We start from the raw sequence: 26,581 nt of genomic DNA, 5'->3' as shown, positions 1-26,581 counted from the left end.
GTTTGCCGCTTTTTTATTTATGATAATTGCCTTACTTTTGGTTAATAAAGTTGCATAAACAACCATTTTTAGGGAAATTATTTTTTTTGCATCAATTCTTAACTTTTAAAATAACCATACAATGCAGGAAGCATATATAGTTGCCGGATATAGAACAGCAGTTGGAAAAAGTAAAAAAGGAGGCTTTAGGTTTACCAGGCCCGATAACCTTGCCGTAGAAGTTATAAAAGGATTACTGGCAACGGTACCGCAACTTGAAACCAAAAGGATAGATGATGTAATAGTGGGTAATGCGGTTCCTGAAGCCGAACAAGGTTTACAGGTAGGCCGTATTATAGCGGCAAAAGCCGTAAGCTTTGATACAGCCGGAATTACCATTAACCGCTATTGTGCAAGCGGCCTTGAAAGCATTGCTATGGCAACTGCAAAAATCAGGAGCGGAATGGCAGAATGTATTATTGCAGGAGGGACAGAAAGTATGAGCCTTGTACCCACTGCAGGATGGAAAACCGTACCCAGTTATGAAATTGCCATAGATGAACCCGATTATTACTTAAGCATGGGGCTTACAGCCGAAGCAGTAGCAAAAGAATATAAAATTAACCGTGAAGACCAGGATGCCTTTGCTTATAATAGCCATGTGAAAGCAGCCAAGGCCATTGATGAAGGTTTTTTTAAAAGCGGCATACTTCCTATTACAGTTGAAGAAGTTTATGTAGATGAAAAGAACAAACGCAAAACAAGGTCCTATATAGTAGATACTGATGAAGGCGTAAGAAGAGATACAACAGTTGAAGGACTTGCAAAATTAAAACCGGCATTTGCTGCAGGTGGTGTAGTTACTGCCGGTAATTCATCGCAAACCAGCGATGGCGCTGCTTTTGTAATTGTAATGAGCGAAAGGATGATTACTGAACTTGGTTTAAAGCCCATTGCAAGGCTGGTAAACTCTGCCTGCGCAGGTGTGCACCCGAGAATAATGGGAATAGGGCCAATTGCTGCAGTTCCCAAAGTATTAAAACAAGCGGGTATATCGCTAAACGATATAGATTTAATTGAACTCAATGAAGCATTTGCTTCACAATCTTTAGCGGTAATAAGGGAACTTAAACTCAACCCATCTATTGTAAATATAAATGGCGGTGCCATTGCACTGGGCCATCCGTTGGGTTGTACGGGCTGCAAGCTTAGCATTCAACTTATTAATGACATGAAAAGGCTGAAGAAAAAATATGGTATGGTTACCGCTTGTGTTGGTGGTGGACAAGGCATTGCAGGCATTATAGAAAATATTGAATAGCCATTAGTAAATTTCGCAAAGCCGATTATTAGAAAATTATTTCCCTTTAAGAATATACTTTGGGCTGGGTAATTTCATACTCTTCGTCATAAGTAATAAAAAAGCGCAGGTAAACGCTACGGCTCAACCGCATAAGCCAGGGCTGCAATACTATTAATAAAACGGCATTTGCTATCAGCCAATAAAATAACCGGTAATCATCCAATGAAAAGCCAATGATTAACCACCAAAGAATAAAAGATACCGCTGAAAATACTATCGTTAATGCATAACTCACATAACCCGTTCCATACCAAAACCCAGGTTCCAGGTGAAAACGCTGGCCACATTCGGCGCAGGTTTCGGGCATATTTAAAATATTGCCCATGGTAAGTTTTGAATAAGCATTTTTTGAAATAAACAAAGGTCCACGCCTGCATCTGGGGCAGGTCATTACCAGTATGCTCCAATAATAATTTGGCTTCGGCTTTTTTTCTTCGGCCATTGATCTACTTAAATTTAAATTTAAAATACAACATCAGCAAACCCATTAATAAAACCATGCTATTGGTATAAATAATTGCGGCATCTTTTTGAAAAATACCATAAGCAAGCCACATACTTACACCCACCATGAGCAATAATAACATATTTATAGATAAATCCTTTGCCGATTTGGTTTTCCAAATACGAATAACTTGTGGCAAAAAAGTAATGGAGGTAATGGTGCCTGCAACAAGGCCCAAAATTTCAATTGCTGTCATATAAAGGAGTTGAGTGAACCTGATTGTTTAATTAAACTATATTTTCTTTCACCAATTTGCTGGCGCCACATGGCAAAATACAACCCTTTTTTATCCAGCAATTCTTCATGGGTGCCTATTTCTTCCACTTCGCCTTTTTCCAGTACAAAAATTTTATCGGCATGCATTATAGTACTCAGCCTGTGGGCAATTAAAATGGTAACCTGGCTTTTTAATTCGGAGATGTTGCGGATGGTATTGGTAATTTCTTCTTCCGTGAGGGAATCCAATGCAGAAGTGGCTTCATCAAAAAGTAAAACCCTGGGCTTGCGCAATAAGGCACGGGCAATAGACAAGCGTTGTTTTTCACCGCCGCTTAGTTTTAAACCGCCTTCACCAATCATAGTTTCCAGGCCTTTTTCGGCACGGGCCATTAAATTGGTACAGGCTGCTTTTTCAAGCGCTTCATTTAAGTCTGCCTCACTGGCGCCGGGTTTTACAAATAATAAATTATCTTTTATGGTTCCGTTAAACAGGTTGGTATCCTGTGTTACAAATCCAATTTGGTTGCGCAAGTCATCAAAGCGAATTGCGGTTTCATCTAAACCGTTATATAAAATTTTTCCCTGTTGTGGCCGGTACAAGCCTACAAGCAACTTCATTAAGGTAGATTTGCCGCTGCCGCTTGGACCCACAAAAGCAATAGTTTCACCTATGCTTACTTTAAAACTGATATTATCTATGGCTTTTTGTGCAGCGGTTTTATGCTGAAAAGCTACATTTAAAAATTCCAGTTCTTTTATTTCTCCTAGCTGTTGTGGATGGGCGGCTTCGGGCTCGGGTTCTTTTTTCATGAGCCTGTCGAAATTTTGCAACGATGCTTCTGCTTCACGGTAAGAAAGGATGATATTGCCGATTTCCTGCAAGGGCCCAAAAACAAAAAAAGAAAATATCTGCATGGTTACCAGTTGCCCGGCATCCATTTGGTGCCTGAAAATGAGCCACATTAAAATAAATAAAATTACCTGCCTTAGCGTATTTACCAGGGTTCCCTGCACAAAACTAATGCTGCGTATGCGCTTTACCTTGGTAAGTTCCAGTGCTAAAATTTTATAAGTATTTTTGTTGAGCCGGTCTACTTCCTGCGTTGTGAGGCCCAGGCTTTTAACCAGTTCTATATTCCTAAGCGATTCGGTTGTAGAGCCAGCCAGTGCCGTTGTTTGATTAACAATATTTTTTTGGATTACCTTAATTTTTTTACTCAGCTTACCGGTAATAAAAGAAAGCATAAAAATACCAACAAGATAAGCCACCGGTACCAGCCAGTGTATAAATAAAGCGGCATATACAAACACAAATACAATACCCACAAAAACGCCAAAAAGAACATTGATAAAGCTTATCATAAATCTTTCGGTATCGGATCTTACTTTGGTAAGAATGGAAAGTGTTTCCCCGCTTATCTGGTCTTCAAAATCCTGGTAAGGCAGTTTCATGGCTTTTTTTAACCCATCGGTAAAAACATCAGCGCCAAATTTTTGAATGATAACATTTAAAAAATAATCCTGAAATGCTTTGGCAATACGGCTGATCATTGCCACTGAAATAGAAAAAATAATAATTACAAAAACGCCTAATTCCCAATAGGGTACGTCTTTACGGGTAATTTTATGAAAGGTCCAAAAAAACTGATCGTTTGATAAACCATCAACCCCCGAAAAATGGTCGGCTGCCAGGTTCACCAGTTTACCAAACAAAATAGGATCTGCCAGGGAAAAACCTGTATTGATACCTGCCATTAACAGGGTTACCAATACCAGCCACTTATGTGGTTTAAGGTATCGCCATAAAATTTTCATACTGTAAAAATAAATTGAAGATGGGGTTTTGAAGAAAACCAGGAAAATGGAACTGCAGGTTAAAAATCTTCTTCCTGCCTACCTATCATTTTTTTGCCTGGCGACCATTCACTGTTGAGTTTTTCAAAATCTTTAACATCTGCTTCAGAAAATTTTTGTTTGCTGATGGGTTTTAAATCGGGCTGGCCTGCATTTACCCATGCCGTGTACCAAAAGGAGGCAATGGTAAAAATTGCCTGTTTCATACGGCGCTCTACCATGCCATCCATTTTTGCATCGTATGCCTTTGAAAATGCAGTTGAATATTGCCTGATGATTACTCCGTTGCGTTCTTCAAATGAATATTTTTGGTCTTCCGAAAATTGTTTGGTGAGTTCCCTTTCAATAGATAAAACGCTATCGCTTGCTTTTGCACTCTCTAAAACTCTTGCCCAAATATACTCCCCTGGGTTTTTTATGTATTGGGCCTTGCCCACAAAAAAGTCAAAATATTTTTCGGCCAATAATTCCGGAACCCTGCTTTCCCAAAAGGCGTGTATGCCTTTTTGGTTAGTATATTGCCCGTTGTGGTTGGTATTGGCATGTAAAGGAACATGTGCATCGGCAATATAGTGGCCCAGTTCGGTGCTGTTTTTTAAAATACCGCTAAAGTTTTTATCCCTAAAAGCATCTGTTAACCTGCCCAGCATTACCTGTACATGCCAGGGTACAATACCATAAGTGGTAATACTGTCCAGCGAATATTTTGCCACGGCATCTTTCCATTTCCTCGGCAGTGAATCATAAGGGTATTCTCCCCAATGGTCAATATCAATATAATGCCTTGGTCCTTCGCCGGCAACGGCGTAGCGCCTTTTATCGGGGTCTACAGCATGTTCGCTAATAAAAGTGATATTAGGTTTAAACAAAACCATCATTTCCGGCGGTAAAGAAAATACTGCGAAGTAATTAATTTTTTGATGTGCCCAAAATCCCCAGCAATAGGCTGGCAAATAAGCCACAAGCATCAGCAGCGTCAATATACCTGAAACAAAAATTTTTTTCATTCGTAAACAATTTTTTTGCCAGCAACAATTAATAAAAATAACTCTTTTTTACGAAACCCTTGTTTCCACTTCATCAACCGTGGTAACGCCGCCGCTTACGGCAAACTTCATCGTTTGGGCGCTGGTAATATGGGTAATAGGTTTTATCCTGCTTTTGGGAATTACATATACATGCCCGGCAACGGAATAAGCCATGGGGATATATACCGCCACATAATCCTGGAAACCAAATTCGGCCATGTCTTCCCGGGTTACAAAACCCATACGCCATACATCCGTATCATCTATATTGGCCAATACGTTAAAAGTAAATTTTTTCTTGTCGCCTGCAAAAGCTTCTACAAAATCACGGGTGGTAGTGTAAATATGCTTAATGCCCGGGGTACGTTCCATTACCCTGTCCATAAAATTAATGAGCCTGCCGGTAATAAAAAACGAACTAAAATAACCAATAGCAATTATTGCCAGCAAAATTATTAAAAAACCAAGGCCATAGTTTTGCACAATTACCCGGCCTTTTTCATTGGTATAAGAAAATATAGGCAGCCAATTATCTATGGTACTTATAATAAAGTACAAAGCATAAACGGTTATGGCCAAAGGGGCAATAATGAGCAAGCCCTGCAAAAAATATTGTAAAATTTTAGTATAATAAAAGCGCTGTGACATAAAAAATTATTTATTCAAAGATAGTAATAACGCCTGCTCAGGTATCAAAAAGAATACGCAAAAAAGCGTATAGGGTTCACCCAATTCCATAGCAAAAACAGGATGAATGGTAAATAAAAAGGATGGAAACTTTTTTTACAAAATAAGTTTTCTTAGTTTTGCAGCATGAATTTTGATATTTCAGATACCCGGCAAAGGATAAAAGCTGAAGCAGGCATGCTTTTGATGAAATATGGCCTGCGCAGCATGAGCATGGACGATATTGCCGCTCACCTGGGCATGAGTAAAAAAACAATTTACCTGCATTATACAGATAAAGAAGAACTGGTAGGGGAAATTATTACCGAAATGCTGAACAAAAATGAGAAAGACTGCAATTGCGAAGTAACCCAATCAGAAAATGCCATCCATGAAGTGATTTTGGCAATGACCATGCTTCAAAGCCTCATCCCTACTATTAACCCTTCGCTGCTCAACGACCTGCAAAAATATCATCCAAAAGTTTTTTTAAAATTTAAAAAACATAAGGACCAATTTTTGTTTAACGTATTTAAATCAAACTTAGAAAGGGGTAAAAAAGAAAAACTTTACCGGCCGGATATCAATGCAGAAATATTAGCAAAGTTCAGGGTGGAAAGTATTATGATACTGTTTAACCCGGAGTTTAGGACCAACTTTAGCGATAGCCAATTGGATATTCAACTGGAAGTTTTAAGAAATTTTTTATTTGGGCTGGTAACAGCAAAAGGATACGAATTACTGGTGAATTACCTGGCGCAGCAAAAAAAACAAAAGAAAAAAAATTAAGTTCCACTAAATGAAGAGATTATTTTTTAAAAAAGCCGTACCGCTCCCATTATTACTATTGGGTTTTTTTGTAACAGCTATTGCACAAAAAAAGCATGAATTTTCTGTGCAGCAGGCAGTTGCTTATGCCTTGCAAAATAGTGTAACGGTAAAAAACGCCTTGCTCGATTATAAAATTCAGCAACAGGCAAATAATGAAATTGTGGCTATTGCTCTACCGCAAATAAGTACCAGCGGACAGTTTACCGATTATTTAAAAATACCTACAAGCCTTATACCTGCTGAATTTTTTGGCGGCCAGCCCGGTACTTTTATGCCTGTACAGTTTGGTACCAAGTATAATACCAGCGGTGGTATTGATGTACGCCAGATATTATTTGATGGCCAGGTTTTTGTAGGCCTGCAGGCAAGGGATGCCACATTAAAATTTGCAGGCCTACAGGCAGAATTAACCAAGGAGCAAATTAAAATGAATGTAGAGAAAATCTATTACCAGCTGGTAGTGGGCAAACAACAAATTACATCCATTGACGCCAATATTTTCACCACCCAAAAATTGCTGGATAATACCCGGGAAATTTTTAAAAACGGCTTTGCAGAAAGGCTGGATGTAGATAAAGTGAATGTATTGCTCAACAATATGCTTACCGAAAAAGAAAAAGCACAATGGCAGTTGAATGCCGGCAATAATGCATTAAAATTTTTATTGAACCTGCCACAAAAAGATTCCCTGGTACTCACCGATTCATTAACGGTTGACCTGCTCAAAGAAAACCTGCTTGATAGCGCTTTTGATTACAATAGCCGTAAAGAAGTGCAATTGCTCAACGTATCAAAGCAGTTGAACCAATATAATATAAGGCGTTACCAGTTGAGTTATATCCCTACCCTGTCTGCATTTGCCAGTTATCAAAAAAATGCACAGCGCACAAAATTTGATTTTTTTGCCGATAAAAAATGGTTTACCACTTCAATGGTTGGGCTCAATGTATCCTTTACATTATTTGACGGTTTTGCCAAAAAAAGCAAGATAAACCAAGCCAAATATGCTTTAGAAAAAACCAATAACAGTTTGGAGCAAATGAAAGCGTCTATTGATAATGATGTGGAGCAGGCACGTACTAAAATTAAATCTGCCCTTATTACAATGGATATACAAAAACAAAATATGCAACTTGCCGAAAAAGTTTATACCAGCACAAAACTAAAATACGAACAAGGCCTGGGTAGCCACCAGGAAATTTATAATGCTCAATCGGAACTTAAGGTTGCGCAAAATAATTATTACGGCGCACTTTACGATGCCATTATTGCCCGTATTGACTACCTTAAAGCAAGCGGCAAATTATAATTACTCAACTAAAAATATTTCAATTACTATTTACATGAAAAAACTAACAAAAATAATTGGGGTTGTTGTTTTGCTGCTGGCTGCCGGCTCCTGCGGCAATAAAAGCCCTAAAGAAAACAACGCTGGTATAAACGACAAAAAAACAACACTGGCAAAACTTAAGAAAGCACAGGAAAAAAACGACCTGGAAATTAAAAAACTGGAAGAGGAACTGGCTTTACTGGATACAAGTGACGCATCGGAAAAATATGCAAAGCTGGTTGCAGTAGCGCCAGTTGCAGTGCAAAACTTTCAGCATTATATTGAGCTAAGGGGAAAAATAGATGCCGAAAATATTTCTGCAATTACGCCAAGAATGGGCCCAGCGCAGGTAAAAGCCATGTATGTAAGGCAAGGCCAGGCGGTAAAAAAAGGGCAGCTTTTATTAAAACTGGATGATGCCATCCTGCGCCAGTCGGTTACTGCCGCACGTCGCCAAACCGATGGCATTAAAACACAACTGGCATTTGCCAAAAATGTTTACCAGCGACAAAAAAATCTGTGGGACAAAGGCATTGGCACCGAAGTACAGCTCATTACCGCCAAAACAAATGTAGAGAGCCTCGAAAACCAATTAGGCGCTGCCAACGAACAAATTAAAGTTGCCCAGGAACAATTGAATACTTCAAATGTAGTGAGTGATGTAAGCGGTATTGCCGATGAAGTGAATATTAAAGTAGGGGAAATTTTCAGCGGCATGAACGCCCAGGGCCAGCCGCAAATAAAAATTGTAAATACCAGCAGCCTTAAAGCCGTTACAACAATTGCCGAAAATTACATCAACAAACTCCACACCGGCACACCGGTGGTAATTACCCTACCCGATGTAAACAAAACCTTTAACAGCAGCATCTCCTACCTAGGCCAGTCTATTGCAAATAATATGATAGGCTTTGTGGCCGAAGCAAAATTACCCAGGGATGCTGCCTTAAAACCCAACCAAACCGCTATCATCAAAATACAGGATTATACGGCATCCAATGCTATTGTAATTCCGGTAAATACCATTCAAAACGATGAAAAAGGCAAGTACGTTTATGTATTACAAAAATCCGGCAACGGGCAAATGTATGCAAGCAAAAGAAATATCAATATAGGCGAAGCCTTTGGAGAAATGGTAGAAGTAAAAACTGGTTTATCGGCCGGCGAACAACTTATTACCGAAGGATACCAGGACCTCTACGAAGGGCAACAGGTAATTACCAATGCTAATTAATGACGAATTCTAATTGATAAAAAAGTTTTTATGAAGAAACTAACAGAGGGGATTTCCAAAAAATTTAAAGAATTTTCTCCAACCAGTTGGTCTGTTGACAACAGGGTTGCTATTTATGTAATTGCCATTATTATTTGCGCTTACGGCCTCATTAAATTTAATACTTTACCCAAGGAGCAGTTTCCCGATATTGTTGTACCCACCATTAGCGTTACCACAATCTATGCAGGCAATTCGCCAAAAGATATTGAAAACCTGGTAACCCAACCCATAGAAAAAGAGTTGAAAGCAATAAGTGGCGCAAAAGTGAATAAAATCAACAGTATTTCCCAGCAGGATTACAGCCTCATCATTATTGAATTTGACACCGATGTAAAAACAGAAATAGCCAAACAAAAAGTTCAGGATGCCATAGACAGGGCAAAATCTGATTTACCCAACGACCTCACTTCCGATCCAGTGGCAAAGGAATTTGACTTTAGCGAAATGCCGATAATGTACATCAATATCAGCGGGGATTTTGACGGACTTAAATTAAAAAAATATGCCGAAGACCTGCAGGATGAATTTGAAAACCTGCCCGAAATAAACCGTGCAGAAATTATTGGCGCACCCGAAAGGGAAATACAGGTAAATGCAGATCCGTATAAAATGGAAGCCACCCGTATCTCTTTTATGGATATTGAAAACGCCATAAGCCGTGAAAACCACGACATCACCGTGGGACAAATTGATGTGGGGCCAATGGAACGCACCTTAAAAGTAAAAGGCCAGTTTACCGATGCCAAAAGCATGAAGGATATTGTAGTACGCAGCAGTGCACAAGGTGGCTGGGCCTATTTGCGGGACATAGCTCAGGTAATTGACACCGTAAAAGAAAAAGAAAGCTATGCACGCCTTAACGGTAAAAATGTAGTAACCATAAATATAATTAAGCGTGCCGGCGAAAACCTTATTGAAGCTGCTACAAAAATTAAAACTATTGTAGCCAACATGAAAGAAAAGGAGCAATTGCCTCCCAACCTTAATGTAATGATTACCGGCGATACCAGCAAAGCAACGGAAACCTCATTTAACGAATTGGTAAACACCATTATCATTGGCTTTATTTTGGTATTGGTAATATTGATGTTTTTTATGGGGGTAACCAATGCATTTTTTGTTGCCCTTAGTGTACCACTAAGTGTGTTTGTAGCATTTTTATTTTTACCGGTTGCCGATTTTATTGTGGGCACTTCGGTTACGCTCAATTTTATTGTATTATTTGGTTTGCTCTTTGGCCTGGGTATTATTGTAGATGACGCCATTGTGGTAATTGAAAATACACACCGCATTTATAATAATGGAAAAATACCCATTATTAGAAGCGCCAAAGAAGCGGCAGGTGAAGTATTTATTCCCGTAATGGCCGGTACAGTAACCACCTTAGCGCCATTTTTTCCTTTGCTGTTCTGGAAAGGCATTATTGGTAAATTTATGATTTACCTGCCGGTAATTTTAATTTTAACTTTAACCGCATCTTTAATTGTTGCGTTTATTTTTAACCCGGTATTTGCGGTAAGCTTTATGCGCCCCGAAGGCAAAGAACATGAAGAACCCAAAAAAGCCATATTTAAAAAACCCTGGTTTTGGACATTTTTAGCCTTTGGGATTTTATCTCAATTAGCTGCATGGCATGGCGTGGGTAATTTCTTATTTTTTATGCTATTACTTGCCGTGCTCAACCGTTTTGTTTTTAGGGATATCATCCATTTATTTCAAAATAAACTATTGCCGGCTTTAATGGCCAGGTATGAAAAATTATTGAGATGGGCGCTTAAAGGATGGAGGCCAACCTGGCTTTTGGTGGGCTTGTTTGTTTTGTTCCCGGTATCTTTTATTCTATTGCTCCTTAGGGGAAACGATACTACATTTTTCCCCAGTGGTGATCCTCATTTTATTTATGTGTACCTCAAAATGCCCATAGGCACACGTGTTGAAACAACAGACAGTATAACGGCAATATTGGAGAAAAGGGTATTAAAAGTATTAGCTTCAGAACAACCCGGAACTCCGGGAAGCATTGTGGAAAGCGTAATTACCAATGTGGCCAATAGCGCCAACAACCCAAGGGATAATAACCGCAGCATACAACCCAACCTGGGCCGTATACAGGTATCCTTTGTAGAATATGAAAAAAGGCATGGTAAAAAAACAAAACCATTTTTGGAAGACATCCGGAATCAAATGAAAGGCATTCCCGGTGCAAGCATTGAAGTGGGCCAGGAAGATGCCGGGCCGCCAACTGACCCACCGGTTAATATAGAAGTGGAAGGTGAAAACTATGAAGCAATTTCCAGGATAGCCACATCTTTGCTCAATTATTTAGATACCAACCGTGTAGAAGGAATTGAAAACCTACACTTAAACGTTGACCTCAACAGCCCGGAGATAACCCTAAAAGTAGATAGGGAAAGGGCTACCATGGAAGGCCTCAGCACCGGGCAGGTAGGATCTGAATTGCGAACAGGCGTTTTTGGCAAGGAAATTAGTAAAATAAAAGAAGGGGAAGATGAAATAAAAATTCAACTGCGTTATAACAGTGATTTACGTAATAATATTGCCGACCTCATGAACAAGCGCATTACCTTTTTGGATATGTCAAGCATGAGGGTAAAATCTATCCCTATTACTACTATTGCCAGTATTGATTATACCACAACATCAGGCGCTGTAATGCGTAAAAATGTTAAACGCAATATACAGCTCCAATCCAATGTGCTTAATCCATCTATGACGGCAAAAATAAACAAGCAACTTGCAGAAAAAATTAAAGTATTTAAATCAAAAAATAATATCCCTGCAGGCATCAACATCCGCCAAACAGGCCAGGGTGAACAGGAAGCAGAAACATCAAAATTCTTAGGTACCGCCCTGGTTATAGCCCTGGGATTGATTTTTTTAATTTTAGTTTTGCAATTTAATTCTGTAAGCAAACCATTTATTGTTTTAACAGAAATATTTTTCTCTGTAATAGGTGTAATGCTTGGCTATGCCATTACAGGCATGACCATAGCTTCAATAATGTTTGGCGTAGGTATAGTAGGCCTTGCGGGCATTGTAATTAAAAACGGTATTTTACTTATTGAATTTACCGATGAATTAAGAGGAAGGGGTTTGCGAACAAGAGAAGCAGCCATACAGGCCGGAAAAATAAGGATCATACCCGTAATGCTTACTGCTATTGCAACCATTTTGGGTTTACTGCCTTTAGCGGTTGGGTTCAATATTAATTTTGCATCTTTCTTTCAGCACTTAAATCCTAAAATATTTTTTGGCGGGGATAGCGTGGTATTTTGGGGGCCGCTAAGCTGGACGATTATTTTCGGTTTAATCTTTGCCTTCTTCCTCACATTAATGATGGTACCCAGCATGTATATTATTGCCGAAAGGCTGAGAAGACCAATGGAAAAGTTTTATGGCACCAGGTTTATTGCTTTGCTCGGGTTTTTAGGTCCACTCTTTTTCCTGTTTGTCGGCATCATGTATTTTGTGAGATGGATACAGGGAAAAAAGGTTTGGAATGGTACATATAAAAAATAATATCAAATATTAATTCCGTTCATGAAAATATAAAAGCCTTGCAACTTTTTGCAAGGCTTTTTAAATGAACCCTTTAATTTATTTTTTTCGTGAAATTGCTTTTTCTGCTGCCGCAACAATATGGTCTGCAGTGAGGCCATATTTTACCAGCAACTCTTCCGGCTTTCCGCTTTCACCAAAAGTATCGTTGGTGCCTACATATTCAATAGGTATAGGAAAATGCTTAGCTGCAACCTGTGCAACACTGTCGCCCATTCCACCAATAATATTATGCTCTTCGGCCGTTACGGCACAACAGGTTTTTTTAACAGAGTTCAATACTGCCGTTACATCCAGTGGCTTTATTGTATGCAAATTAATAAGATCAACGCTGATGCCTTTTGCTTCTAAAACTTTTGCTGCTTCTACAGCAATCCATACCAAATGTCCGCAGGCAAAAATGCTGATATCTTTTCCATCATTTAACTTTTGTGCCTTGCCAATTACAAAATCTTCTTCTTTGGTAAAAATGGGCCACACCGGCCTGCCAAAGCGTAAGTAAACAGGGCCATTCATATTGGCAATGGCTTTAGTGGCAGCTTTGGTTTGGTTATAATCTGCAGGCACAATTACTGTCATGCCCGGCAGCATTTTCATTAAGCCGATATCTTCCAAAATTTGGTGGGTAGCGCCATCTTCGCCAAGGGTAAGGCCGGCATGTGATGCACAAATTTTTACATTTTTATTGCTATAAGCAATGCTTTGGCGTATTTGGTCGTACACCCTTCCGGTGCTAAAGTTGGCAAATGTGGTGGTATAAGGTATTTTACCCCCAATGGTTAAACCTGCAGCAATGCCCATCATGTTAGCTTCTGCAATGCCGCATTGAAAATATCTTTCAGGAAACTCTTTCATAAAGCCGCCCAGCTTGAGCGACCCGGCAAGATCTGCCGTTAAAGCAACAATTTTATTATTTAAACGGGCTGCTTCCAATATACCATCTCCAAAGCCGCTCCTTGTATCTTTTTTTCCGGTTACTTCAATTGTACTAAGCATAAAAATTTTAATAATTTGGGCACAAGATAGCAAAAAAGCAAAAAGCATAGTTGAGGATATATAATTCGCATATTAATTAACCTACATCAATACGCCCCATTTTTTGCAGAAGTATATTTGTAATAAATTATTGATTATGGAATTAGGTATAGGAATGTTTGGTGATAACCACTACGATAAAAATGGCAAACCTTTGCCTGCAGATGAAAGGCTTAAAGAACTCATAGAAGAAATAAAACTTATGGATGAAACCGGCCTGGATTTTTTTGGCATTGGCGAGCACCACCGGCCCGATTATGCCGTATCGGTTCCTGAAATTATACTGGCCGCTGCAGCTACTGTAACCAAAAATATTAAATTGGGCAGCGCTGTAAATGTCATCAGTTCATCTGACCCTGTGAGGCTGTACCAAAGTTTTGCCATGATTGACCTATTATCAAACGGCCGGGCAGAATTGATGGCAGGAAGGGGAAGTTTTATAGAATCGTTCCCTATTTATGGTTTTAAGTTGGAAGATTATGATGAGCTATTTGAAGAAAAATTACACTTACTCGTAAAAATAAATAAAGAAAATCCCATTACCTGGAAAGGCAAACACAGGGCTGCTTTAAATCATCAACTTATTTTGCCCAGGCCCATAAATAACCATTTAAATATGTGGGTTGCTGTTGGCGGCACCCCGGAAAGTGTTTTAAGAGCAGGCAACCTTGGGCTTCCGGTAATGTTTGCCATAATTGGCGGCAACCCGGCACAGTTTAAACCGCTTTTTGATTATTATAAAAAAGTGTACAACCTTGCCGGGCATAGTGAAAACAAAATGCAGGTGGGTGTACACATGCATGCATTTTTTGGAGAAAAAAGCGGGGCCGTTGCAAATGAGTACTATCCTGTGTATGCAGCACAAATGAACCGCATTGGCCAAACCCGCGGCTGGCCTGCTTATTCCCAAAACCAATACGATATTGGAAGAGGAAAAAATGGCCATTTAATTATTGGAGATGCCAGCGAAGCTGTAGAAAAAATTCTGCAAATGCAGGAAATGTTTGGCTTAACCCGTTTTTCTGCCCACATGGATATGGGCGGGCCTTCTCATACATCCCTAATGAAATCAATAGAAATATTTGGTGATAAAATTTCCCCAAAAGTAAGGGCTGCTTTAAAACAAAAGGGTTAAGGATACCCCATTTACTACCGGCTATTTTTATACCGCCGCAAAAAGTATATACCAATAAATACGGCTAAAATAAGCAGGGCCAGCAATGCAGTAAATGGTTCATCAATAAAAATACTTATAGCAACAAAAGTATAAGCTAAAATAAACAACATTGGAAACACCGGGAATAGTTTCATCTTATAAATCCCAGAACCATCAAGGTGGGCCGTTTGTTTTCGTAATTTAAATATTGTTGCAGCAGATAAGGCCATACCAAAACAATCCAGGAAAATAGAAAAACTTAAAATTTTATCAAAAGTTTTTGCCCAAAAAACAATTAAAATGGCCAGGGCCGAAAATAGGTTTAGCGAAACAAATAACACATTGTTTTTTGCTGTTCTTTTTCCGCAGGCCTTTGGTAAAACGCCCTCTTCGCTCATGGCCTGCATTACCCTTGGGTTACTGAGTAAAGAGGAATTTACATAAGACAAAACCGACAGGAAAAGTAAAACGGAAATTATTTTACCGGCAGCATCACCAAAAATATAGCCGGCCATAATTGCCGAAATATTTTCTGCACTTTTTAGTTGCTCAAAGCCTATAACATTTAAATATGCATAGTTTACCAGCAGGTAGAGCAATACAATTATACCAATACCCAAAAACACTGCCCGGGGAATAGTTTTGGAAGGTTTCTTTACTTCTTCCCCGAAATTTATCACCTGCTGGTACCCGCCGTAAGTAAAGGATACCGCTACTAACCCTATACCAAAAGCTTTTAAATATTCCCATAGCCCGGGGCTAATGTGGTGTTGCTGCATTATGGTTTCCTGCAACGACCTGTCGGAAAAAAAAATGGGGGCAATAAGCAAAAGCACCAAACCTATTTTTATTACCATAAGGGCATTTTGCGTTTTAGCGCTCATTTTTAATCCTAAAAGGTTTATGGAATAAAAAAGTAAAATGCAAAAAATAGCAATGGCAGCTCTTATGAGCACAAGGTTTTGTGCCGTAGGGAAAATTACCGACGAAATATATTCGGCGCCAACCAGCGCAACTGCCGCAACTGAAGAAGCGTTACTGATAAGGATGATGCCATTTATAGCAAAAGCTATGGAAGGGTGATAAACTAAAGAAAATATTTTGTAATAGCCGCCAGTAACCGGGTAGCGGCTGCCAATTTCTGCATAAGTTAATGCGCCGCACAAGGCAATAAAACCACCAGCCACCCATGCAAATAAATAACCCAATGGATCGAGGCTTGCTTTGGCCACATTTACGGGTGTTCTAAAAATACCCATGCCAATTACAAAGCTCACCATTATCATGGTAAAGTCAAAGAGGTTTAGCTGGGTGCTGGTTTTATTTGAAGTTATGGGCAAACTTTATGCTTTAGCAGTTGTATTTTATTTGTAAAATATAAAAAGCGCTTAATTAAACTCTGCTATATTGCTTCCAAAAAAGTTTTCATCTTTTTTAAGTTTTAGCTCCCATTTCCATGCGGTGTCCATCATTTCATCCAGGGTAAAAGCAGGGTTCCAGCCCAGGGTATTTTTGGCTTTATCATTATTGGCATATATGGCTATAACATCGCCGCTGCGCCTTGGGCCCACTTTATAATTCAACTTTTGGCCGCTTACTTTCTCAAAGGATTGTATTACTTCAAAAACGGTATTGCCGTTTCCTGTACCTAAATTAAAAACTTCGCAGTTTGATGCATTTCTTTTTTCAATAAGGTAATTAAGCGCCAAAGTATGGGCATGTGCAATATCGCTTACATGGATATAATCCCTCACACAGCTTCCGTCCCTAGTGGAATAGTCGCTGCCCCAAACCTGCATTTGTTTTAACTTACCAATTGCCGTTTGTGTAATTGCCGGAACCAGGTTGGCCGGTTTGCCCAGGGGCATTTCGCCAATTTCTATACTTGGGTGGGCGCCAACAGGGTTAAAATAGCGCAGCAATACAGCATTAAGATTTTTGTTTTGCTTTGTGGTATGCATAATTATTTCTTCACCCATTTGCTTGGTATTTCCATAAGGCGATTCGGCCGGTTTCCATACCGTATCTTCTGTTACCGGTATTTCAGCAGGGTTTCCGTAAACGGTGCAGGATGAGGAAAAGACAAAATCCAAAACCTTAAATTCCAGGGCACATTTTAAAACATTAAGCAGGGAGTTGATATTGTTTTCATAGTACATAAGCGGCTGTTCCACGCTTTCGCCTACTGCTTTATATGCAGCAAAATGGATGATGCCGGAAATATCGGGGTTTTCCTGAAACACGGCACAGGTATCATCAAAATTGCAAAGATCAATATTGTAATTTTTTACTTTTACCCCGGTAATTTTTTCCACACCTTTTAAAACCTGTGCATGGCTGCGGCTATTATTATCGGCACAAATAACGCTATACCCGTTTTGCAATAAATCCACTATTGTGTGCGATCCTATATAACCGCATCCACCGGTTACCAATATTTTTTTCATCTCTTAAAAATTTATGAAACCCATGCTTGAGGCATAGGGTACTATTGCTAAAATATAAGTTGCAAAGAAACAGAAAAAATACCCGAAAAAATGTTTCAGGTAATAATCACATAAAGAATTTAATGAGGCAATAAGTTCCTGAAGCCAGCAAGGCCGAAACCGGTATAGTAAGTATCCATGCCCAAATGAGGTTTACGGTAACGCCCCATCTTACTGCACTAAGGCGTTTTGTAGCGCCTACGCCAATTATAGATCCGGTAATAGTATGCGTAGTGCTCACCGGCGCACCAAGGTTGGTTGCGGTAAACAAAGTAATGGCGCCGGCGGTTTCGGCACAAACACCTTCCAATGGGGTAACCTTTGTAATTTTTGTGCCCATTGTTTTTACAATTTTCCATCCGCCGCTCATGGTACCAATGCCAATTGCAGTGTAGCAGGCAAGCGGTACCCAATCGGGCATTTGGCTAAATTCACTAATGTTGCCGCCGGCAATAAGCGCAGCAGTAATTATGCCCATTACTTTTTGGGCATCTGCACCACCATGGCCAATGCTAAATACCGCAGATGAAACTAATTGCAAACGCTTAAACATCCTCCCGGTACGGGCAGCGGTTTCGCCTCTAAAATAATTAATAAAATAAGCCGTAACAAACACCACACTTAAACCCAATAAGGCCCATTTTTCGAATTCTTTTTTAAAAGGGATAAATAACATACATGCACTAACCACAGCAGCAATGATGGCAATTTTGAGCCAAAAATTTTTTTGAATAGTTACCAAAGTAATAAAAATGGAAATAAACATCCCAATTAAGGGTGCCAGGAAAATAAAAATTACCGTTTTCATAATCATAGCCGTATCAATGCTATTAAAGCCAGCTGCAGCTATTGCCGCACCTGCAAAACCGCCAATAAGCGTATGCGAAGAGGAAGAAGGAAGGCCAAACCACCAGGTAAATAAATTCCATATAATCGAGGCAATTAACCCGGATAAAATAATAATGATGCCACCGGTGCCGGAAACTACTTCGGGCTTTACCGTTTTGGCTACCGTATTGGCTACCGCATGGTCGCTAAAAATAAAAAAGGCTACAAAATTAAAAAAAGCCGCCCACACCACCGCCTGAAAAGGGGTAAGCACTTTGGTAGATACTATTGTGGCAATAGAATTGGCTGCATCATGAAACCCATTGATATAGTCAAAAATTAAGGCAAGAACAATTACTACAATTAAAATAGTGGCCATAAAATTAATGCTGTTTTCAAATGCAGCTTACCAGCGCTATTGTTTACAAAATTGATTTAGGTTTTGGCAGCAGCATTATGCGTATTTAATAATAATACTTTCAATAACATTGGCTGCATCTTCGCACTTGTCTGTTACTACTTCCATTATCTGGTAAATTTCCCTTTTTTTAATTACTTCTTTTGCATCGGGTTCGGTGGCAAAAAGCCTTTCAATACTCATATCAAAAATATCGTCGCCCTGGTTTTCTATACTATTTATAGCCACTAATGCATCGGTAATTTGGCGCATATTTTTCATGTTCCGCAATTCGGTTACGGCTTTGTGTACCTGCACGCAACCCAGGCAAATAAGGTCGGCAAATTTTTGTATGCCAATATCGTTGGGGTTAACCCGGTAAAAATTAATTTTTTTGGCAGAGGCATAAATATAATCTGCAATATCATCCAGGGATGTAGCCAGGGAATGTATATCTTCCCGGTCGAAAGGCGTAATAAAATTGCGGCTGAGTTCGGTAAATATCTGGTGGGTATGGTCATCGTTTACATGCTCCATGTCTTCAATTTTCTTAATTAGGGCAGCCCTTTTTTCAAAGTCGGGTTCGTTTACTACTTCTTTTAGTGCTACTCCCATTTTCACCAGTTCTTCGGCTACAACTTCAAATAATTGATAAAACACCCTGTCCTTTGGTAGAAAGATTTTTAGAATTGAGTTGAATCCAGACATTAGTTTGGCTTTTTTTGGATTACAAATGTAAAACCTTTGTTTGCTTAAAACCCCTACTTAATAATTGGTAATGATTTCTTAACACAGGCATTTTAAGCAATATAAATAAAGGCAATAATTTGTGGTATGCTTGCCCTTTCCGTAAAACAAGTGGAGAAAATAGCTAAAATTATTTCTCTTCTAAAGTAAACCCAATTGTAGTTCCTACATCTTTTTTGCTCCTTACATGAATGGTTTGGTCATGGGCCTCAATAATATGTTTACATATGGCCAGGCCAAGCCCGCTGCCACCCACTTTACGGGTTCTGGCAAGCTCTGTACGGTAAAACCTTTCAAACACCCTGGGCAGGTGGTCTTCGGTTATCCCCACTCCATTGTCGCTTATTTCAATGAGGATTTTTTTATCTTCTACTTTATAAAAGCTGGCTTCAACAATGCCATTGTCTTTGCCGTACTTTATGGCATTGTCAATGAGGTTTATGAGCACCTGCCTTATTTTTTCCCTGTCGGCACTAACCATCAATGGCGCTTCGCAGCCCTTTTTGATACCAAGGGCAATACCCCGATCTTTTGCCTTTAGGTAAAGGGAATCAAATACTTCTTTTACCAGATCTTGAATTACAAAATTTTCGGCGGCAATATTAACCTGGCCACTTTCCAGTTTTGAGATTTCATCCAGGTCCCGGGTAAGGCCCACGAGCCTTTCGGCATTACGGCCGGCTTTTTGCAAAAAAGAAATATTGTTATCCTTATCGTAAAGCGCACCATTTAAAAGCGTATCAATATACCCCTGTATGGCAAAAATGGGTGTTTTCAATTCGTGGCTCAGGTTTTGTAAAAATTCTTTTCTAAAAACCTCGTTTTGTTTCAGGGTTTCAATTTCCAGCTTTTTTTCTTCGGCCCATTTTTCTACATCCAGCCTTACTTCTTCAATAGTTTGCTGCGGCAATAAATTTTTATAATAAAACTCTTCCTTTTTGCTTGCTTTGGTGTGGGAAATCAATTTGTAAATAAGTTTTATTTTACGGTAAATAAAAACCTGCAGCATTTTTAAAAAAAGTAAATAACTGCCAACAAAAATAACAGCAGTGCTAAGCAGGGCTACCCACCATACGGGTTTAAAAATAAAAATCACTATGGCTATAGGTACCGAAAGTAAAACTGCTGTAAGTGCAGCGAGTTGTTTTGGAGTAAAATTTTTTTCTGATATCATGTTTCATTTATTTTGTGTTAAATCCATTCAAATTTATAGCCAACGCCTTTAACCGTTGTAATACAATCTATTCCTAATTTTTGCCTAACTTTTCTGATGTGTACATCTATGGTACGGTCGCCTACAATTACATCGGCTCCCCACACATGGCCCAGTATTTCATTTCGTAAAAAAACTTTTCCTGGTTTTGAAGCCAGCAAAGCCAGTAATTCAAACTCTTTGCGGGCCAAAATCACTTCGTTATTTTCATAACGCACCACAAAACTTTCCCGGTCAATTTCGAGTTGATTAATTTGAATTTTCCCCAACCCCGAATGTTCCAGCCGTCTGAAAAAAGCATTCACCTTACTCATAAAAACCCTGGGGCTTACCGGCTTGGCAATAAAGTCATCAGCACCGGTTTCCAGCCCTTTTATTTCTGTAACTTCATCGCTAAGAGCCGTTAAAAAAATAATAAATGTTTTACGAAACATGGGCATTGCCCGCAAAATAGCACAGGCTTCAATTCCCGATTTTTCGGGCATCATTATGTCCAGGATGATAAGCTGAGGGTTATTTATTTTAGCAACTTCAATAGCTTCATTGCCATTTTTTGCCGTAAATACTTCATAGCCTTCTGCCCTTAGGTTATATTGTAATATCTCCAATATATCCGGCTCGTCATCTGCAATTAAAATTTTGTTTGCCATTTTTTGAAGGATACAAAATTAATTCAACTTTAATTAAGACAGGGAAGTTAAAAGGCTGTTATAATTCGTTAATTCCCGTTTTTGGTAAGGCAACAATTAACCACTTGTGTTGGTCTTTTAAAAAAACGGTGCGTATATTGCAACAACTATTGCAGGATTGGCGAAAATGATGAAATATCTACTTTTTATTGTATTGCAGCTTTGTACTTTTTGTGCTGCTGCACAAAATGACAGCATTGCAAAAGTGCCTATTGACCGGCAATATTTTCATGACCTGGTTACTAAAGAACAAAAACTTACGGATAGAGCCGATGGCAAACTGGATGGTACGCTCAAAGTTACCGGAAACGACGAAGTGCATTTGTTTCTCACCGATGTTCTTTTTCGCCGGGTTGATGCCATAAAAAACTGGATAGAAATAAGCCCAACCCTGCCAGCAAAAAATGAAAAAGTGAGGTACCTCCGCTATTTAGAAAATATGCTGAGGCTGTTTAGAACCGACTGGAAAAAACATGATATAAGCCCGTTGGATTTTCCATTGCTGGTTGAAACATTTTACCAGGCCTTGCAGAAGCAGGCAAAAAAAGAAAGCATAAATGCGCTTATTCAAACCTCAGCTTACCCTATTGCAAAAATAATTACAGAAGTATTGGTAGAAAACCCGAACATTAAGCAACTGAACAATATTGTGTATTTAAAATTTTGCCAACTAAATCCCGATAAAATTTTACCTACGATCAGGCCTTTTGCCAATGAACCTTTTGCCGACAGCCTTATTGTACTGGCCAGTATGAAAAGGCCGGTTCAGCTTTATTCCTATGCACAATCAAAATCTTCGGTAGAAGGTAAATTGATACACCGCAGCAACAACCAAATGGTGCAAACCATTGCCGAACTGAGCCAAACACCCAATGCCCTTTTTTATTTTCCTTTTTTGGACGATATACTCTATGGAAGGCAAAAAATTGAAGACATAAAAAAACTGGTAGGTAACGGGGATAAATATGACAGCGTAGGATATTACAAATTATTGGTAAAAACGGCCATTGCTTATTTTAAACGAATGAGCCCGCCACTGAAAGATACACCCATTGCCATGTTTGGCGCAAATGGATTATATGAAACATTAATGATGCGTGCCAACAAACATTTTATTACGCCCATTAATGAGTTGCACAACCAAAGTAATTTAAATATACGAATGAGGGCCATTGACCCACTTTTCCCAGAAGACCTGTATTATATGATGATTATGGGAGAAAGCAGCATTTATACTTCAAGTTACAAGCACAGCTTTAACCGTATGCTGCAGCGTATGGGCAACAACCCTCGAACCGATTCCCTTTTGCTCAAAGTAAACTTTGACCATTTTAAAAAGTTTATAAAAATGGCGGCCAATTACAATAAGCTGGATACTTTTTTAAAATTGATGCCCTCCCAAAACTCCGAAGTATTGATGAGGGCATTTGTAGCCAACCTCGATAAAACAGAAAGCCTTGAAGATGCGGTTGACGTTGCCGACTCCTACAGCAGCATTACCAATAAACAATTGCTAAATACCATACTCACTTATGTAAAAGAAAATGAAGCCATTGCTATTGATGAAAACAATACCCGTGGCAAAATTATTTATGGCTTGTTGAAAATTATTTTTATGGCGGCAGATAATAATAATATTGACCTTTCTCAGGAAATTGGTATCCCATCCATTTATGAAATACCTTTATCGGCAATGAAAGATGGAAAAGGGAGGGTGGTACAACAGGTTTTCTTTTATGGCGATGAAGATGGTAAAGCATTTTTTCCTCCGTTTGTAAATTCTTTTTCTTCAAAAGACTGGATAAAGACCGACAAAAAAGAATGGGTGGAACTAAAATCTAAAAAAGGCGAAGTTTATGTTTTTGCCAACAAGCCCTTAAACTACGATGCCAACCTCGATGACTCTGCACAGGTGCACCTTGCAAAATACCTGGAGTCGAGGGATATGAGCCCCACAATGGCGGTTCACCGTGGCCACAGCTATTGGTTGCCGGGCACCATAAAACGCCTGCCCGAATCGGCAAAAATTATTGTACTGGGTTCATGTGGCGGATACCAAAACCTAAATTCCATACTGGAAATTTGCCCCAATGCACATATCATATCTACAAAAGAAATTGGCAAAGGCGATATTAACCAACCAATTTTAAATTACCTCAACCAGGTGTTTACCAGCGGCGACACCCTGGTATGGAAGTCTATGTGGTCTTCGCTTACAAAAATATTCAACAGAGATAATGCCGAAGTAAGAGAAAGCTGGGAAGATTATATTCCTCCCTACCGTAACCTTGGCGCAATTTTTTTAAAGGCATTTTATAAAAAAACCGAAGCCGGCCTTTTGTAAAACTTACTGTTTATTGCTGTACCAACAGTACATTTGCAGATATGAGCGCTGGTATTTCCGAAAAACAAAAATTAAAATTTTCAATATTAAAAAGGGTTTTTGCTTTTACGGCACCGTATAAAAATAAATTTTATTTATCCCTTTTTCTTGCAGTTTTCCTGGCCATAATTGCACCACTTAGGCCGCTGCTCATCCAACTCACCATTAATGAAGGTATAAAAAACGAAACCGTATCCAGGTTTATAAATGGCCCAGGGGGTTTTATTATTGAAATTACCCTAATTCAAGTGTTGATCTTGCTTATTGAAACCATTGCCCGATTTTATTTTACATTTACTACGGCATCCATGGGGCAAAACGTGGTGAAAGATTTAAGGGTTACAACGTATAAAAAAATTACCCATCTTAATTTATCGGAGTTTGACAAAACACCCATTGGCACATTAACCACACGTACAATAAATGATATTGAAAGCATCAACGATATTTTTAGTGATGGTTTAATCCCCATCATTGCCGATATGCTTTCCATCGTTTCGGTATTGACTTATATGTTTTGGGCCGATTGGAAACTTACGCTGGTATGCCTGGCGCCATTTCCTATTTTAATGCTGGCTACCTATTTTTTTAAAGAAGCGGTAAACAAATCATTTATTAAAGTGCGTAATGCAGTGGCCAATCTCAACGCCTTTGTACAGGAGCATATCACCGGTATGAGTATTGTACAAACATTTGTGGCAGAAAACAGGGAGCAGGAAAAGTTCAGGGCAATTAATAAAGAGCACCGCAATGCCAATATTAAAGCCATTTTTGCTTACTCTATTTTTTTTCCGGTGGTAGAGCTGGTATCTGCATTTTCCATTAGCCTTTTAGTATGGTGGGGAGCAAAAGATGCCTTGCAGCTTCCGCAGGAAAACGCTTCCCATATTGCTGGCATCATCACTGCCTTTATACTTTGTATTAGTTTATTGTTTCGCCCGCTAAGGGTAATAGCCGATAAATTTAATGTACTGCAAATGGGCATAATTGCCAGCGAACGTGTTTTTAAAGTATTGGATAATACCAATGTAATGCCCAATATGGGAACCCTAAATTCTGGGGATTTAAAAGGCAAGCTGGAATTTAAAAATGTATCTTTTGAATATACACCGGGAACACCTGTATTAAAAAACATTTCATTTACGGTAAACCCTGGTGAAACACTGGCTATTGTAGGCCAAACCGGAAGTGGCAAAACCTCAATCATAAGTTTAATCAACCGGCTTTATCCCATTAGCAGCGGGCAAATTTTGGCCGATGGAAAACCCATTGAAGATTATGAACTCAATTTTTTAAGGAGCCGTATAGGTGTGGTGCTCCAGGATGTGTTTTTATTCAGCGGGTCAATAAAAGATAATATTTCCCTGCACAATGATGCTATACCCATTGAAAAAATTAATGAAACGGCAAAGCTGGTTGGCCTTGGTACATTTATTGAAAAGTTGCCCAATGGTTACAACCAAAATGTAATGGAACGTGGCGCCATGTTGTCTATTGGCCAGCGCCAGCTCTTATCTTTTGCCCGGGCATTATTATATAACCCTTCTATACTCATATTGGACGAAGCCACATCTTCTGTAGATACCGAAAGCGAAATGCTCATACAAAATGCCATTGAAACGCTGGTTTCCGGGCGCACCTCAATTATAATTGCCCACCGCCTTAGCACCATACGCAAAGCCGAAAAAATAATGGTGCTGGAAAAAGGAGAGATAAAAGAAATGGGCAACCATGAAGCCTTAATGAACCAAAAAGGGGCTTATTTTAAGTTGTACAAAATGCAATTTGAAAAAATGGCAATTATTGGTGCGTAAAATGGCCTGGAATTGTGAATTTACCTATTTAAAATAATTAGCTCGTTTAACCCTTTGCTACCTGTTTCAATCCCCTTATCTTTGCGGCAAAATTACAAGCAGGATATGGCCTTTAAGCATATAAAATCTTTACTGGTAGCCACTTTCAGCATTTTTGCACTAATGTTTTCTGGGCCTGTTTTTGCACAGAACCATGAAAACGAGCCCAAAACTGAACTCCCCCACGAAGCAGAAGGAAAACTGGACCCGGCAAAAATTATTTTGGAACACATACAGGATGCCCATGAATGGCACTTTTTTAGCTTTGGCGATTTTCATGCTACTATTCCCTTACCCGTAATTTTATACTCACCCACAAATGGCATTAGCCTGTTTTCTTCCTCAAGGTTCCATCATGGCCACGAAGCATACAATGGCTATAAACTCGAAAAAGGGGAAATAGTAGCTATTAATGGAAGCAAAGTATATGATTTTTCTTTAACCAAAAACGTGGTGCAAATGTTTTTGGCATTGATAGTATTAGTACTATTGCTTACAGGAATAGCCAAAAAATATAAAAGCGGGCAAGGTGTTACCAGCGCACCCAAAGGATGGCAAAGTATGCTGGAGCCGGTAATTACTTTTATAAGAGATGAGGCGGCGAAGCCCAACCTGGGCCATAAATGGCAGAAATACCTGCCTTACTTGCTTACGGTATTTTTCTTTATTTTAATTAATACCCTTTTTGGGTTGCTCCCCGGCTCGGCAAATGTTACCGGAAATATTGCTTTTACCATTGTACTTGGCGTAATTTCCTTTTTTGTAATATTGTTTAGTACCAATGGCCATTTTTGGGGCCATATTTTCTGGCCTCCCGGCGTGCCCCTACTAATTAAATTTATATTGATACCTATAGAATTTGCCAGTTTCTTTATTAAACCAAGCGCCTTAATCATACGTTTGTTTGCCAATATGGTTGCCGGGCATATTATTATTTTAAGTTTTGTAACGCTTATTTTTATTTTTGGCTCAATGGCTACGGTGGCAGGCTGGAGCGTATCGCCACTCTCTGTTGCATTTGCAGTTTTTATATATTTAATTGAATTGCTGGTAGCATTTATACAGGCTTATATTTTTACCGTGTTAACGGCAGTATTTATTGGCCAGGCATTTGAGGGAGGGCATAATGATACAGACGGGCATGCAGACGCCGTAATAATTTAG

General features: G+C 39.2%; 21 protein-coding genes. 9 read left to right on the top strand and 12 right to left on the bottom strand.

Features of this window, described 5'->3' with window-relative positions:
• Positions 1-121 precede the first annotated feature (121 nt).
• A complete protein-coding gene (locus IPO46_08550; protein ID QQS62180.1) occupies positions 122-1,300 on the top strand; it encodes an acetyl-CoA C-acyltransferase in 1,179 nt (392 codons plus the stop codon).
• A 46-nt stretch (positions 1,301-1,346) separates the two neighbouring features.
• Here the strand turns inward: IPO46_08550 and IPO46_08545 are convergent, their stop codons facing one another.
• Genes IPO46_08545 through IPO46_08525 form a run of 5 tightly spaced genes read right to left on the bottom strand, consistent with a single transcriptional unit; the run spans position 1,347 to position 5,596 of the window.
• Positions 1,347-1,784 (bottom strand): DUF983 domain-containing protein, encoded by a 438-nt coding sequence (locus IPO46_08545; GenBank protein ID QQS62179.1) that lies wholly within the window; start codon positions 1,782-1,784, stop codon positions 1,347-1,349.
• A gap of 4 nt (positions 1,785-1,788) precedes the next feature.
• On the bottom strand, positions 1,789-2,043 hold the full coding sequence (locus IPO46_08540) for a SemiSWEET transporter (GenBank protein QQS62178.1): 255 nt from the start codon (positions 2,041-2,043) through the stop codon (positions 1,789-1,791).
• Positions 2,040-3,881, bottom strand: a complete 1,842-nt coding sequence (locus IPO46_08535; protein ID QQS62177.1) for an ABC transporter ATP-binding protein — start codon at positions 3,879-3,881, stop codon at positions 2,040-2,042. The genes IPO46_08540 and IPO46_08535 overlap by 4 nt, the downstream gene beginning before the upstream one ends.
• 59 nt (positions 3,882-3,940) lie before the next feature.
• Complete coding sequence (locus IPO46_08530; GenBank protein ID QQS62176.1) at positions 3,941-4,927, bottom strand: S1/P1 Nuclease; 987 nt, start codon at positions 4,925-4,927, stop codon at positions 3,941-3,943.
• A gap of 48 nt (positions 4,928-4,975) precedes the next feature.
• The gene (locus tag IPO46_08525) at positions 4,976-5,596 is read right to left on the bottom strand and encodes a DUF502 domain-containing protein (protein ID QQS62175.1); all 621 of its coding nucleotides are present in this window, start codon (positions 5,594-5,596) and stop codon (positions 4,976-4,978) included.
• A 165-nt stretch (positions 5,597-5,761) separates the two neighbouring features.
• Here IPO46_08525 and IPO46_08520 point away from each other — a divergent pair, with 165 nt between their 5' ends.
• Genes IPO46_08520 through IPO46_08505 form a run of 4 tightly spaced genes read left to right on the top strand, consistent with a single transcriptional unit; the run spans position 5,762 to position 12,591 of the window.
• The gene (locus tag IPO46_08520) at positions 5,762-6,403 is read left to right on the top strand and encodes a TetR/AcrR family transcriptional regulator (protein ID QQS62174.1); all 642 of its coding nucleotides are present in this window, start codon (positions 5,762-5,764) and stop codon (positions 6,401-6,403) included.
• Between the two features lie 10 nt (positions 6,404-6,413).
• On the top strand, positions 6,414-7,754 hold the full coding sequence (locus IPO46_08515) for a TolC family protein (GenBank protein ID QQS62173.1): 1,341 nt from the start codon (positions 6,414-6,416) through the stop codon (positions 7,752-7,754).
• A 34-nt stretch (positions 7,755-7,788) separates the two neighbouring features.
• Positions 7,789-9,009, top strand: a complete 1,221-nt coding sequence (locus IPO46_08510; GenBank protein ID QQS62172.1) for an efflux RND transporter periplasmic adaptor subunit — start codon at positions 7,789-7,791, stop codon at positions 9,007-9,009.
• A gap of 30 nt (positions 9,010-9,039) precedes the next feature.
• Positions 9,040-12,591 (top strand): efflux RND transporter permease subunit, encoded by a 3,552-nt coding sequence (locus tag IPO46_08505; GenBank protein QQS62171.1) that lies wholly within the window; start codon positions 9,040-9,042, stop codon positions 12,589-12,591.
• A gap of 78 nt (positions 12,592-12,669) precedes the next feature.
• Here the strand turns inward: IPO46_08505 and IPO46_08500 are convergent, their stop codons facing one another.
• Positions 12,670-13,626 carry a transketolase family protein gene (locus IPO46_08500; protein ID QQS62170.1) on the bottom strand — a complete coding sequence of 319 codons (957 nt, stop codon included), beginning with the start codon at positions 13,624-13,626 and terminating at the stop codon, positions 12,670-12,672.
• A gap of 136 nt (positions 13,627-13,762) precedes the next feature.
• Between IPO46_08500 and IPO46_08495 the strand changes: the two genes are divergently transcribed.
• Positions 13,763-14,800: an LLM class flavin-dependent oxidoreductase gene (locus IPO46_08495; GenBank protein ID QQS62169.1), complete on the top strand. Its 1,038-nt coding sequence runs from the start codon at positions 13,763-13,765 to the stop codon at positions 14,798-14,800.
• 14 nt (positions 14,801-14,814) lie between these two features.
• On the opposite strand, the gene IPO46_08490 is transcribed toward IPO46_08495, so the two are convergent.
• The 6 genes from IPO46_08490 to IPO46_08465 form a co-directional block, all read right to left on the bottom strand.
• Complete coding sequence (locus IPO46_08490; protein QQS64358.1) at positions 14,815-16,107, bottom strand: amino acid permease; 1,293 nt, start codon at positions 16,105-16,107, stop codon at positions 14,815-14,817.
• Positions 16,108-16,209: 102 nt separating this feature from the next.
• Entirely contained in the window at positions 16,210-17,268 is a 1,059-nt protein-coding gene (galE, locus tag IPO46_08485; protein QQS62168.1) for a UDP-glucose 4-epimerase GalE, read from the bottom strand.
• A gap of 106 nt (positions 17,269-17,374) precedes the next feature.
• Positions 17,375-18,514 (bottom strand): inorganic phosphate transporter, encoded by a 1,140-nt coding sequence (locus IPO46_08480; protein ID QQS62167.1) that lies wholly within the window; start codon positions 18,512-18,514, stop codon positions 17,375-17,377.
• A 75-nt stretch (positions 18,515-18,589) separates the two neighbouring features.
• Positions 18,590-19,240, bottom strand: coding sequence for a DUF47 domain-containing protein (locus IPO46_08475; protein QQS62166.1), 651 nt, complete (start codon positions 19,238-19,240; stop codon positions 18,590-18,592).
• Positions 19,241-19,409: 169 nt separating this feature from the next.
• Positions 19,410-20,453, bottom strand: coding sequence for a HAMP domain-containing histidine kinase (locus tag IPO46_08470; GenBank protein ID QQS62165.1), 1,044 nt, complete (start codon positions 20,451-20,453; stop codon positions 19,410-19,412).
• Between the two features lie 17 nt (positions 20,454-20,470).
• The gene (locus tag IPO46_08465) at positions 20,471-21,142 is read right to left on the bottom strand and encodes a response regulator transcription factor (GenBank protein QQS62164.1); all 672 of its coding nucleotides are present in this window, start codon (positions 21,140-21,142) and stop codon (positions 20,471-20,473) included.
• Positions 21,143-21,308: 166 nt separating this feature from the next.
• Between IPO46_08465 and IPO46_08460 the strand changes: the two genes are divergently transcribed.
• From IPO46_08460 to atpB, 3 genes are all read left to right on the top strand, one after another.
• Positions 21,309-23,525: a hypothetical protein gene (locus tag IPO46_08460; GenBank protein QQS62163.1), complete on the top strand. Its 2,217-nt coding sequence runs from the start codon at positions 21,309-21,311 to the stop codon at positions 23,523-23,525.
• A gap of 41 nt (positions 23,526-23,566) precedes the next feature.
• Positions 23,567-25,378, top strand: a complete 1,812-nt coding sequence (locus tag IPO46_08455) for an ABC transporter ATP-binding protein (protein ID QQS62162.1) — start codon at positions 23,567-23,569, stop codon at positions 25,376-25,378.
• A 105-nt stretch (positions 25,379-25,483) separates the two neighbouring features.
• Positions 25,484-26,581 carry a F0F1 ATP synthase subunit A gene (gene atpB / locus IPO46_08450; GenBank protein ID QQS62161.1) on the top strand — a complete coding sequence of 366 codons (1,098 nt, stop codon included), beginning with the start codon at positions 25,484-25,486 and terminating at the stop codon, positions 26,579-26,581.

Source organism: Chitinophagaceae bacterium (assembly GCA_016699815.1).
Lineage (GTDB): Bacteria > Bacteroidota > Bacteroidia > Chitinophagales > Chitinophagaceae > Ferruginibacter.
Note: the sequence above shows the minus strand (reverse complement) of the source record. Positions and strands in the feature narration are given on the sequence as shown.

Bases quoted from the DNA above. Each gene is read 5' to 3' on its own strand.
- IPO46_08460 (QQS62163.1), top strand. From the start codon at position 21,309: ATGATGAAATATCTACTTTTTATTGTATTGCAGCTTTGTACTTTTTGT.
- IPO46_08505 (QQS62171.1), top strand. From the start codon at position 9,040: ATGAAGAAACTAACAGAGGGGATTTCCAAAAAATTTAAAGAATTTTCT.
- IPO46_08470 (QQS62165.1), bottom strand. From the start codon at position 20,453: ATGATATCAGAAAAAAATTTTACTCCAAAACAACTCGCTGCACTTACA.
- IPO46_08550 (QQS62180.1), top strand. From the start codon at position 122: ATGCAGGAAGCATATATAGTTGCCGGATATAGAACAGCAGTTGGAAAA.
- IPO46_08540 (QQS62178.1), bottom strand. From the start codon at position 2,043: ATGACAGCAATTGAAATTTTGGGCCTTGTTGCAGGCACCATTACCTCC.
- IPO46_08535 (QQS62177.1), bottom strand. From the start codon at position 3,881: ATGAAAATTTTATGGCGATACCTTAAACCACATAAGTGGCTGGTATTG.
- IPO46_08515 (QQS62173.1), top strand. From the start codon at position 6,414: ATGAAGAGATTATTTTTTAAAAAAGCCGTACCGCTCCCATTATTACTA.
- IPO46_08465 (QQS62164.1), bottom strand. From the start codon at position 21,142: ATGGCAAACAAAATTTTAATTGCAGATGACGAGCCGGATATATTGGAG.
- IPO46_08500 (QQS62170.1), bottom strand. From the start codon at position 13,626: ATGCTTAGTACAATTGAAGTAACCGGAAAAAAAGATACAAGGAGCGGC.
- IPO46_08490 (QQS64358.1), bottom strand. From the start codon at position 16,107: ATGATAATGGTGAGCTTTGTAATTGGCATGGGTATTTTTAGAACACCC.
- IPO46_08520 (QQS62174.1), top strand. From the start codon at position 5,762: ATGAATTTTGATATTTCAGATACCCGGCAAAGGATAAAAGCTGAAGCA.
- galE (QQS62168.1), bottom strand. From the start codon at position 17,268: ATGAAAAAAATATTGGTAACCGGTGGATGCGGTTATATAGGATCGCAC.
- IPO46_08475 (QQS62166.1), bottom strand. From the start codon at position 19,240: ATGTCTGGATTCAACTCAATTCTAAAAATCTTTCTACCAAAGGACAGG.
- IPO46_08480 (QQS62167.1), bottom strand. From the start codon at position 18,514: ATGGCCACTATTTTAATTGTAGTAATTGTTCTTGCCTTAATTTTTGAC.
- IPO46_08455 (QQS62162.1), top strand. From the start codon at position 23,567: ATGAGCGCTGGTATTTCCGAAAAACAAAAATTAAAATTTTCAATATTA.
- IPO46_08530 (QQS62176.1), bottom strand. From the start codon at position 4,927: ATGAAAAAAATTTTTGTTTCAGGTATATTGACGCTGCTGATGCTTGTG.
- IPO46_08545 (QQS62179.1), bottom strand. From the start codon at position 1,784: ATGGCCGAAGAAAAAAAGCCGAAGCCAAATTATTATTGGAGCATACTG.
- IPO46_08495 (QQS62169.1), top strand. From the start codon at position 13,763: ATGGAATTAGGTATAGGAATGTTTGGTGATAACCACTACGATAAAAAT.
- atpB (QQS62161.1), top strand. From the start codon at position 25,484: ATGGCCTTTAAGCATATAAAATCTTTACTGGTAGCCACTTTCAGCATT.
- IPO46_08510 (QQS62172.1), top strand. From the start codon at position 7,789: ATGAAAAAACTAACAAAAATAATTGGGGTTGTTGTTTTGCTGCTGGCT.
- IPO46_08525 (QQS62175.1), bottom strand. From the start codon at position 5,596: ATGTCACAGCGCTTTTATTATACTAAAATTTTACAATATTTTTTGCAG.